Below are 9,410 nucleotides of genomic sequence, written 5' to 3'. Positions count from 1 at the left end.
ATTTGCGCAGGCGGCCGCAGCCGTTGTTTTCATTGGTCTGTTGATGACCAAGGATGAGCGGCGCAGCCCATTTAACCCGTCGAGTAATCTGCTGATCGCCTTGACGCTGTGGATGTGCATCACCACGATCGCCGCATTTTTCCCTGAACCCAGTTTTGGGATGCTGGGGCGGGTGATTAAGATTAACTTGATGGTGGTGATTGCTTATGCATTGATTGTGAGTGAGAAGCAAATCAAGATAATGACTTGGGTGCTGACTTTGAGTATTGGTGTGCTCAGCGCCAAAGGTGGTTTGTTCACTATTTTATCGGGTGGCTCGCACCGGGTCTGGGGGCCGCCGTCCTCGTTTGTTGAAGACAACAACTCGTTTGCTTTGGCGGCCGTCATGGTGGTGCCCTTGTTGTTCTTCTTGGCCAGCGAGCAGACCAATAAATATATCAAGCGAGGTTTGCAGGCGATGGCGGTGCTGAGCGTGTTTTCGGCCTTGGGCAGCCAGTCGCGGGGGGCGTTGTTGGCGCTGTCTGCGATGACTTTATTCCTGGTGTTGAAAAGCAAGAACAAGGGCTGGCTACTTGTCGGTCTGCTGGCGCTGGTGCCAATTGCCTTGATGTTCATGCCGGACAGTTGGTACTCGCGCATGAGTACGGTGCAGACGTATGACTCCGATTCTTCCGCGATGGGGAGAATCAATGCTTGGCATATGGCATTTAATTTGGCTGCAGATCGAATTACGGGCGGTGGCTACGCAGTGGCAAATGCTTATGTGTTTGGGTTATACGCGCCGGATCCGTTGACGCCCCTCACTGCGCACAGTATCTATTTTCAAATGCTGGGCGAACACGGCTGGATCGGCCTAGCTTTATACCTTTCTTTTTGGATTTACACTTGGAGCTCATGCAACTGGGTGATTGAGAAATCGAAGTTTATTGTGGAGTTTGGCTGGGTTGTGAATTTGGCGCGCATGCTGCAGGTTAGTATGATAGCGTTTGCGGTCGGGGGGGCGTTCTTGAGTCTGTGTTATTTTGACCTACCCTACTATGTGGCAGTACTCGTTTATGTTTTGAGGAGGTTTGTAAGCGAGCGCCTCGACGTCCGCGGCCGGCCCATCTCAGCCCCATTTGCGGAGCGCACGGCATGATCAACTCGATGCTGTCATTGGCCTTGCCTGGCGGGCACCGAGGGTGCTTGTCCATCTTGATTTGGCACCGGGTTTTGGCCGACCCTGATCCGATCTTTCCAGAAGAAATGCATGCGCGACGCTTTGCCCAAACATTGGACTGGCTAAAACGGCACTTCAATGTGCTGCCGTTGACGCAGGCCGTCGCGATGCTCGCGCAAGGTTGTTTGCCTAGCCGAGCGTTGGCAATCACCTTTGATGACGGCTATGCCGATAATTTACATATCGCAACGCCCATTCTGGAAAGTCACGGATTGTCGGCAACATTCTTCATCGCGACCGGCTTTCTGGATGGCGGCCGCATGTGGAATGACACGGTGATTGAATCGGTGCGCCGATGGCGCGGCGACGAACTTGATGCGGGCGAGTTCGGGCGCTTTGCAATCTCGGACGCCGCCTCCCGTCGAGGCGCCATCGACGGCCTACTGGCTGCCATCAAATATCTCGATTTTGAGGCGCGAAATCAGGCGGTTGCAAGCTTGGCTGAACGCTGTGAGCTGCCCTTGCATGCCGATTTGATGATGAGCTCAGATGAAGTCAGGAAATTGGCGAACAGCGGTCAGAGTATTGGCGCCCACACCCAGTTTCATCCGATCCTTGCGCGCGTCAGTGCTGGTCAGGCACAACGTGAAATTGAAGAGGGTAAGCGCGAGCTTGAGACAATTGTGAACGCGCCGGTCACTTTGTTCGCTTATCCAAATGGGCGGCCCGGTCAAGACTACAAGAGTGAGCATGTGGAAATGGTTAAAGCAGCGGGTTTTACCGCCGCCGTTTCTACCGCCGTTGGGGCATCCAGGGGAGATGCGGACTTGTTCCAGTTGCGGCGATTTTCACCGTGGGATCGGTCGCGCGCTAGATTCCTTGCGCGGATGACAATGAATGCGATGCGGCAGGTTGAGCGCGCGTAATTGCGCTAGTCCTCAGCAGTTTTGCCGATTGAGCGCAATCGAGCTAGGCTGAGATACGCTAGCACGCGGAGCGACTTTTTGCGGTACTTGAACGCGCTCAAGAACGTCTTCGTTGCCAACACGTATTTTCCAGCTGCATATTGATTCAGCCCAAAATTGAAAATGCAATGGAACTGCCGCTGCTGAACGCCAGCCTCATCATGGGCGAGCTGGCCCAGCGCATGCAGGCGCGTCAGCGTTCGCTCGCGCAGTTCGTATTCAATATTGCGTGACTGCAACTTCAACGACGTTTGCCCGGCATGAATTCGGTACAAAGCCACCACCTGCGCAAGTTTCACAAACTTAAATTGCTCGGCGGCACGTAGGGCGAAATCCCAATCATCGGCCGGCGGCATGGTGGGGTCGAATAAACCAACCCGATCAAACACATGGCGACGGAACATTGCGGTGCTAAATAACACCCAATTGGTTTCAACAAGACGCGAAAGAATCATGCCTGACAACGCAGGCACCTGCTGTCCGCAGTCCAGCTTGGTGTTCTTAAAGGCGGGCGGCATCGGCGGCGTCCAGCGCTCGAATTCGCCGTAAACTACGGCACAGGACGCATCAAGTTCAAGTAGTTTTACCTGTGTTTCTAATTTTTGGGGGTGCCATAAGTCATCATGATCCATGAAGGCGATGTACTGCCCTTGCGCCGCTAAAACACCCACGTTGCGGGCCTGAGCAATCCCTTGATTGGCCTGTGTAATAACCCGAACGCGTGGATCTGCCGCTGTGGCGATGGCAGCGGTAGCGTCCCGTGAGCCATCGTCAACCACGATTATTTCAAAGTCAGCAAATGTTTGCTCAGAAATACTAGCAATAGTTTGTGAAATAAATTTTTCGGCATTATAGGCCGGCAAAATAATTGAAACTTTTATCATTGGTTAATCTGTTGCTTGGGGCTACGTAGAAATACATACCCGGTGGGCCAGCATCGAAGTGGGCGAATGCGGCGAATGCGGTGAATCGGCAAATGTATAGTGGGTATGATTCTACGGCGGCCTCTGCCTTGGTTTTAAACCGGGAATATCTGGCGATTTACAACCCCACATTGTTAGATGAAATGGAGTTTGATTGTCTCGATCCGTCAGCAACAACCCAGTCGGTACTTGATGAATTAAAAACTACTTAAAATTTTGCCATCGCTAGCAACTAAATTTGATTAATCTTACTGAAATTTGTCATTTTCAGGGAATTCTCTTTATGCCATCACCCTGGGCGAGTACGCCGGCAACCAGTATCGGTAGTTTTTGCAAAACTTGGTCCGGTCATTGATCCTAAATCCATTCATGGGCGGCAGGGCAATGTAATGATTGAATGAACGCCCGTCATTTGCTCACCCCGTGAGACTGGCACCGAATCGGCATGGACTGCCGGAATTCCGCGAATCCAACCGGTTAGCAGAGGGTGTGCCATTGAGTTTGGGATCAACGCACGGAAAACGTAGGCGCATTTTTTTGCAGCCAATACTCCAACATCTGACAAATCCACACCATCTCCCCATAGTAGCCGGGGTGCTCAGCCAGCCTGTCCTGCAGCAGCGAATGCAGGAATTCCGGGCGCACGATGCCTCGTTTGCCCAGGCTGGCGAGTGTCTCGGTGGCTTGTTTGCGCAAACCATCATGTTTCAGCATCCAAGGTCCGAAAGGCAGGCCAAAACCGTGTTTGGGCTTGGTCAGGATTTGCGGCGGCAGAAAATCGCGAAGTGCTTCTTTGAAGAACCACCGCAGTTGCTGGCCCTTGAGTTTGAACTGCGGCGGCAAGTTGGCGGAAAAGTCCACCAGTGCGTCGTCCAACAGCGGGAAGGCGACTTCTATACCCGCCAAGCCCGTCGTGCCTATCACCTTGGGCAAATCGGTGTCGGCGAGCGTGAAGCGCCAGTCGAAACCGAGTTGGCGGTTGATCAAGGTCCCCGCATCGATGGCATTCCAAACACTGCGCTGCAAGGCCATCGGCGCGCCGGTATCTACTTGGTTCATGAAACCCGGCTCAAAGACCTCGGCCATGCCGAGTCGGTGCAGCAGATTGTATTGCTCGGTGCGATCAGGCAAGGGTGTATTGGCTTGTTCGATATAGCTGGCGGCCTTGCGAGCGAAGGGCAAGACGTGCAACCAGTGCTGCCTCAGCAGCGGTTCCAGCAAGATTTTACGCAGCGGTTCGGGTACATTTTGATAATGCGTGAATACCTGTTGCTTGGCGTATCGGGTATTACCACCAAATAGTTCGTCGCCACCATCGCCGGCCAAGAGTCGCGTGATGCCGTGAGATTGGGCGAGTTTGGCACAGTAGTAAGACGGTACCGCAGACGAATTGCCAAAAGGTTGGTCGTAATAGTGGGCAACCGCCGGTATGCCAGTGAGCAAGTCCTCTGGCGTCACGTAATACTCGTGATGCTGGACGCCGTAGTGACGGGCGGTAATGCGCGCATACTCCATTTCGTCATAGCCTGCTGCCTCGAAACCAATCGAGTACGCTTGAACCGGTGTGTCGCTGCATTTGGCCAGCATGCCCACCACGGTCGAGCTGTCTGTTCCGCCGGAGAGGAAGGCGCCCGTGCTGCCGGGGCGACTAGCTTCGCGCGCAACCGCCTCTTGCACGATGCCGCGAAAAGACTCCCCGAGTTGTTTCAAGTCACCCGTCTCAGGTTCGTCAAAATGCGCGGCCCACCATGGGGTGACTTCGACGCCTGCCGGGCTTGCCTGCAATAGGCTGCCTGGCGGAAGGCGGTTAATGCCGCGGAAAATGGTGCGCGGTGCCGGGATCGCATGAAAGTATAGGTAGTCAAAGATGGACTGCGGATCGATTTCAAGCTGTGTCGGCACGGTATCGGCGCGGCTGGCAAAGCTGACGCGTGAGCCCTCGACGCGATAGCAATAGCCGAAGGTGTTGAAGCGATCGCTCGCGAATCCGAGTTGTTGCAGCCGAGGGTCAAGCCATAGCAGGCTGAAGCGGCCGGCCAGATGGGCGAGTACTTCTGTTGGCTTGGCCAGCAAGCGGGGCAGCAGGACTGCCCACCCTTCTTGCTTGACTTGCAAGGCCAGTCGCGCATCGCGAATTCGCGGCGTGCCCGCAATCAACAAGAAGCCATCGCTGCTCGAGACGACCTGGTTGTGCTCGCCTTGCTGGCGAAGCATCAGCCCGGGTTCATTGATTTCCGAATCAGTTGAAAAATTCGGGCGGCTGTTCGATTGAAGCAGCGAGAAATCGATCTGACCTTGGATCATGGAGAAGTTGTCCGATTTGATTGGAGGCGAGAAGTAGTGAGGCTGGCATCGTTCGCCAAGGTGCTTGCCCATATAGAGGCCGCTTCTTGGAGGCCTGCAGCAGTGAAATGACAACGATCGGCGCGCAGATCATCGGTGAGTTGATAAAGCGCATTCAATTGCATTGGCTGCCTGCGGCTGGACGATGGTAGGCGAGCGCAAGTGGCTGGCGCGGGAACTGGCGACACAAAAAAAGGTGCTATCGGTATCATCGCGAGCCAAGGGAGGTGTCGAAACACCCCGCCCAACAAAGTTGGCGACGAGCCAGGCAAGAACGAGCGCCACGGCGCTCGCCGCACCAATAGCCAGCCAGGGCGAGAACCCGGCCTGTTCGATGATCCGCATGACGCCCCAGTCGATATTCTCGTGCAGCAAATAAAGCGGATAAGAGATAAAACCTAGCCACAGAATTACCGGCTTGCGCAGTAGTTTGAGGCGGTTATTGGCGGCCAACCAAACCAAGGCGCTGAAGCAGATGCATAACAAGCCTAAGCCAAAACCATCAACGTAGCCTATCCCCAATACTGCCGCTATCAAAATACCGTGATCATGGCGCCGGGTGCTACGGCCGGCAGTCGTACGATAAATGGCAATTCCACAGGCAAACCAGGGAATGTAGGGCAAGATCAAGGCCCACTGTATGCGCCGGGGCAGATCAATGCCGAACTGACGAGCCGCAATGGCATACGCCACCTTGAGCGCGATCAATGCATACATAAACCAGTGCACGCGGTGTAATTGCCGGCTCAAAAAGAGCGCGAGCGCGAGCGCGTAAAACAGCAGCTCTACCTCGCGTGTCCAATAGACGGCGTCGACATGCGGCACGCCAAAACTGCCATGGAACATCAGCATATTCAAGGCCGCGTCACTGCTGGAAACTTGCTTGCCTGGCAAACCCAGCATGCGGACCACCAAAAAGGTGATCAGCAGGGAGATCCAGTATGCAGGGTAAAGCCGACTGACCCGAGAAACGATGAAGTCGCTGGCGTGCCGGGTGCGTTCTAGCGTCAAAAAAATGACGAAGCCGCTGATGATGAAAAATAGATTGATGCCGACATAAGCCCATGGAAAACTAATTTCCAAAGGTTGGGAGTGGCCAAAAATTTGATCAAAGCGTGTCGTGTAGTGAAATAGCAGCACCAGCACCGCAGCGATGCCGCGCAGCGCATCAATCTCGGCGAGCCTACCGCCCCGATGGTTGGCTTGTTGAACGTTCACTCAGCTACTGCCCAAGCTGCCGTTGAACAAAAAAATTTGCTTCAATGAAATTGAATTTTCTAGTAATTTCAATACAAGCTCCGCAAACTCTATGCCCCCAGCCATTGGTCAGGCTGGCGGTGGCTAATTCTAAAATATATGTCACCAGCGCCAAAATTTGGCTGCGAAGATGCTTTTCAAGCAGCGAAAAGCATGGCATCAGTCATTCTAATAAAACTTACTTTATATTCGGGTTTTTGGCTTGACCAAGCAAGACATTTCGGGTTGCTTCTAGGTACCCTTTGCCATCTCTGCGGTCGGGTTCGAGGTGATTGCCTTCAGCCCACTCATTCCATGACTTGATAAATACTATTCTGTGTTCAGGGCTCTCATTTTCAATTCTGGCGACTGCTTTTTCAAGTATTTTCTGGAATAACTCCGGGGTTGATCCGTGTAAAACCATGCCTTTGGAACCACTGCGCGGCGTATTATCCCAATTTGGAATCACACAGGGGAAGCTCGTGATATTGCTTTCAGGATCGGTAATCATGCTTTCGATCACCTTCCGATAAGCATGCACGGTAGGTCTGCCGGCGATGTCCAACAATTTATCTCGAATTTTTTTTAAGGGGCTAGACCAAGGCACCCAAGCGCGGCGTTTTTGAGGCAAACGTGTAATTACAGAGGCGTCGAACCCGTGAGCATGAGGGTTCCAGTCAGGGTCACCAATGCTCGCCGTAATGTAGAGCCCGGGCAGTCCAGCCTTGACGGCCAGCTCGCGCCAAAGTGCGGTCGTTTTTTCAGGATAAATAAGATCAGTTGGACTAAAAATCACGAACAACGGTTTGCCATCGACTTTGATGTAGCGGGGGTCAGTAAACGCGGGAAGCAGGGCGTTGAAATGCTTGATGTGGTCTTCGCGACCAGGGTATGTTTGTTCGATCAACACTCGATTTGTCAGGCCATGCCATATGCCAGACCAAGTTTGGTTTGCCCAGCATAGACAGAACGGGAAATCAGGTTCCCCGGAAGCCAGTACTTCATTAAATGGGCGCTCAATGATTTGGCGGCCAGCAAACCAGTAGTGGTAGTAACAAAAACCTTCGATACCCGCGGCGCGCGCCAATTTTGCTTGCTCGGACCGTGTTTCCGCGAGCCGCAGATCATAAAAACTAAGATCAGCAGGTAAGTGGGGCTGATAGTGACCTCTAAAGAGTGGCCTGGCCTTGGCTACATTGGTCCACTCGGTGAAACCTGGCCCCCACCACTCACTGTTTTCGGCGATGGGGTGATATTGAGGGAGATACAGGGCAATGGCTCTGGCGCGGGGTGACGGTGTGGGCTGCTCGATCATGCGTATTTGATATGTTTTGTAATGTTAGTTGCAAACTAAATAAGCTTCGTATAGCGTAATACATGCATGACTTCTGCTTTCAACGGATGCTTGGCAATGAATATGCCTGCCAGCCATGCTATGCCACACAAAACGCTGCTCATGAGCAGACGTGGGGCTAGGTGCCATTCTTCGGTTACCGTCGCCAATAAATATGCCGTGCAAGCTACCGCCACAGCCGTTTGCGCGCTTGGCCACAGCGCCCCCACGAACTCCCGGTGAGTGAAATTCAGGTTCCGTTGCAGCGTGCGGTACGCGTAGCCCAGCACGAACGGGGGCGTGAAAATCATCGCCAAGGCTAGGTTACTGGACTTCAGACCCCAAGCGAGTATTGCAAGGCCAAATAGTAGACAGACCAAGTGCAGAATTTCACCCCAGAGGACGGGCTTTGGGCGCCCAAGCGCAAACATCGGCTGGGACCAAAGCCATAACGGACTGCTAAGTGCGGTCAAGAGGCACATCAGTTGCAGCATTGGGGCTGCCGCATCCCACTGTGGCCCAAACATAAAATGCAGTATATCGAGCGGGAATATGGCGGCGAATGCACAGGCGGGCCACATGAATCCGGTCAGTAAGGCTGCCGTTCTTAAGTAAATGGGGGCGAGCAGCTCGCCTTTTCGATGAGATTCAGAGAGGACCGGCAGAGTGACTTGATGGGCCACTCCGAGCAGCAAAGCTCCAATATGGTCGGTTACTGACTTCGCCTTGTTGAAGAACGCGACAGCCTCAAGCCCGGCAAACCGTCCGCCTATGATCTCGATCACGCCTCGGTTGAGCTGGGTGATCATGGCGCTGGCGGTCGCGCTGACGCCGAAACTGAAGATGTCTTTGAGGTTACGAAACTGAATCGACCAAGGATGCTGTTTGGGTCGGTAGAAACCTGCGCATAGCGTTGTAGCGATGGTGCTAAATAACGTTCCGAAGGCAAGACTAAGTGCCCCATACCCCCGCCAAGCGCATGCGCAGGATACGACAAGGCCTGTGATGGAGCTGGCGTGATCGATTATCGCGCGCTCTCTAAAACGCATGTCGCGCCGAAGAATGGCCAAGGTATTAGCGCCGAATGGCACAATGAAAAAGTTCACCCCAAGAATGAACAGAACATAAGTAATCTGTTCGGTCTGGTAGAACCACCCCGCTAGCGGTGCGAGCGCCATGACAAGAAGCCCCAGCGCTGTAGCTGATAGCACCGTGAGTCCGAGCGCTTTGCCCAATGACTCTTTGTCAATGGTCTGGCATTGCACGAGATAGGTACTGGTACCGAAGTCCCGAAACTGATGTGCTAGACCAACAAAGACGGCCGCGATGGCGTATGCGCCAAGATCCGTCGGTGTCAGTATTCGCGCAATGATCATCGACGATACGATGCCGATAAGCGTCAAACTGTTGGCAGAAAGTGCGCTGATGAAAATCGATTTTCTAAGTGACAT

8 protein-coding genes are annotated in these 9,410 nt (G+C 53.5%); 2 read left to right on the top strand and 6 right to left on the bottom strand.

Annotated features, from left to right (window positions below):
• Both RMO57_RS10640 and RMO57_RS10635 read left to right on the top strand, forming a co-directional pair.
• Positions 1–1,138, top strand: a 1,138-nt coding sequence (locus RMO57_RS10640) for a putative O-glycosylation ligase, exosortase A system-associated (RefSeq protein ID WP_310386435.1), incomplete at its 5' end; no start/stop codon positions are given.
• The gene (locus RMO57_RS10635) at positions 1,135–2,085 is read left to right on the top strand and encodes a polysaccharide deacetylase family protein (protein ID WP_310386433.1); all 951 of its coding nucleotides are present in this window, start codon (positions 1,135–1,137) and stop codon (positions 2,083–2,085) included. The genes RMO57_RS10640 and RMO57_RS10635, both read left to right, overlap by 4 nt.
• 5 nt (positions 2,086–2,090) lie before the next feature.
• On the opposite strand, the gene RMO57_RS10630 is transcribed toward RMO57_RS10635, so the two are convergent.
• The 6 genes from RMO57_RS10630 to RMO57_RS10605 all read right to left on the bottom strand — a co-directional run bounded on the left by RMO57_RS10630 (position 2,091) and on the right by RMO57_RS10605 (position 9,410).
• Entirely contained in the window at positions 2,091–3,008 is a 918-nt protein-coding gene (locus RMO57_RS10630) for a glycosyltransferase family A protein (protein ID WP_310386431.1), read from the bottom strand.
• A 546-nt stretch (positions 3,009–3,554) separates the two neighbouring features.
• Entirely contained in the window at positions 3,555–5,423 is a 1,869-nt protein-coding gene (locus tag RMO57_RS10625) for an asparagine synthase C-terminal domain-containing protein (RefSeq protein ID WP_310386429.1), read from the bottom strand.
• A gap of 57 nt (positions 5,424–5,480) precedes the next feature.
• A complete protein-coding gene (locus RMO57_RS10620) occupies positions 5,481–6,608 on the bottom strand; it encodes an acyltransferase (RefSeq protein ID WP_310386427.1) in 1,128 nt (375 codons plus the stop codon).
• 4 nt (positions 6,609–6,612) lie between these two features.
• Positions 6,613–6,807 carry a hypothetical protein gene (locus tag RMO57_RS10615; RefSeq protein WP_310386425.1) on the bottom strand — a complete coding sequence of 65 codons (195 nt, stop codon included), beginning with the start codon at positions 6,805–6,807 and terminating at the stop codon, positions 6,613–6,615.
• A gap of 18 nt (positions 6,808–6,825) precedes the next feature.
• Complete coding sequence (locus RMO57_RS10610; RefSeq protein ID WP_310386423.1) at positions 6,826–7,941, bottom strand: glycoside hydrolase family 99-like domain-containing protein; 1,116 nt, start codon at positions 7,939–7,941, stop codon at positions 6,826–6,828.
• Between the two features lie 35 nt (positions 7,942–7,976).
• Positions 7,977–9,410, bottom strand: a complete 1,434-nt coding sequence (locus RMO57_RS10605) for an oligosaccharide flippase family protein (RefSeq protein ID WP_310386421.1) — start codon at positions 9,408–9,410, stop codon at positions 7,977–7,979.

Origin of the sequence: Roseateles sp. (assembly GCF_031397715.1) — a bacterium.
Taxonomy (GTDB): Bacteria; Pseudomonadota; Gammaproteobacteria; order Burkholderiales; family Burkholderiaceae_C; genus Paucibacter_A.
This window is presented reverse-complemented; position numbering and strand designations above follow the sequence as displayed.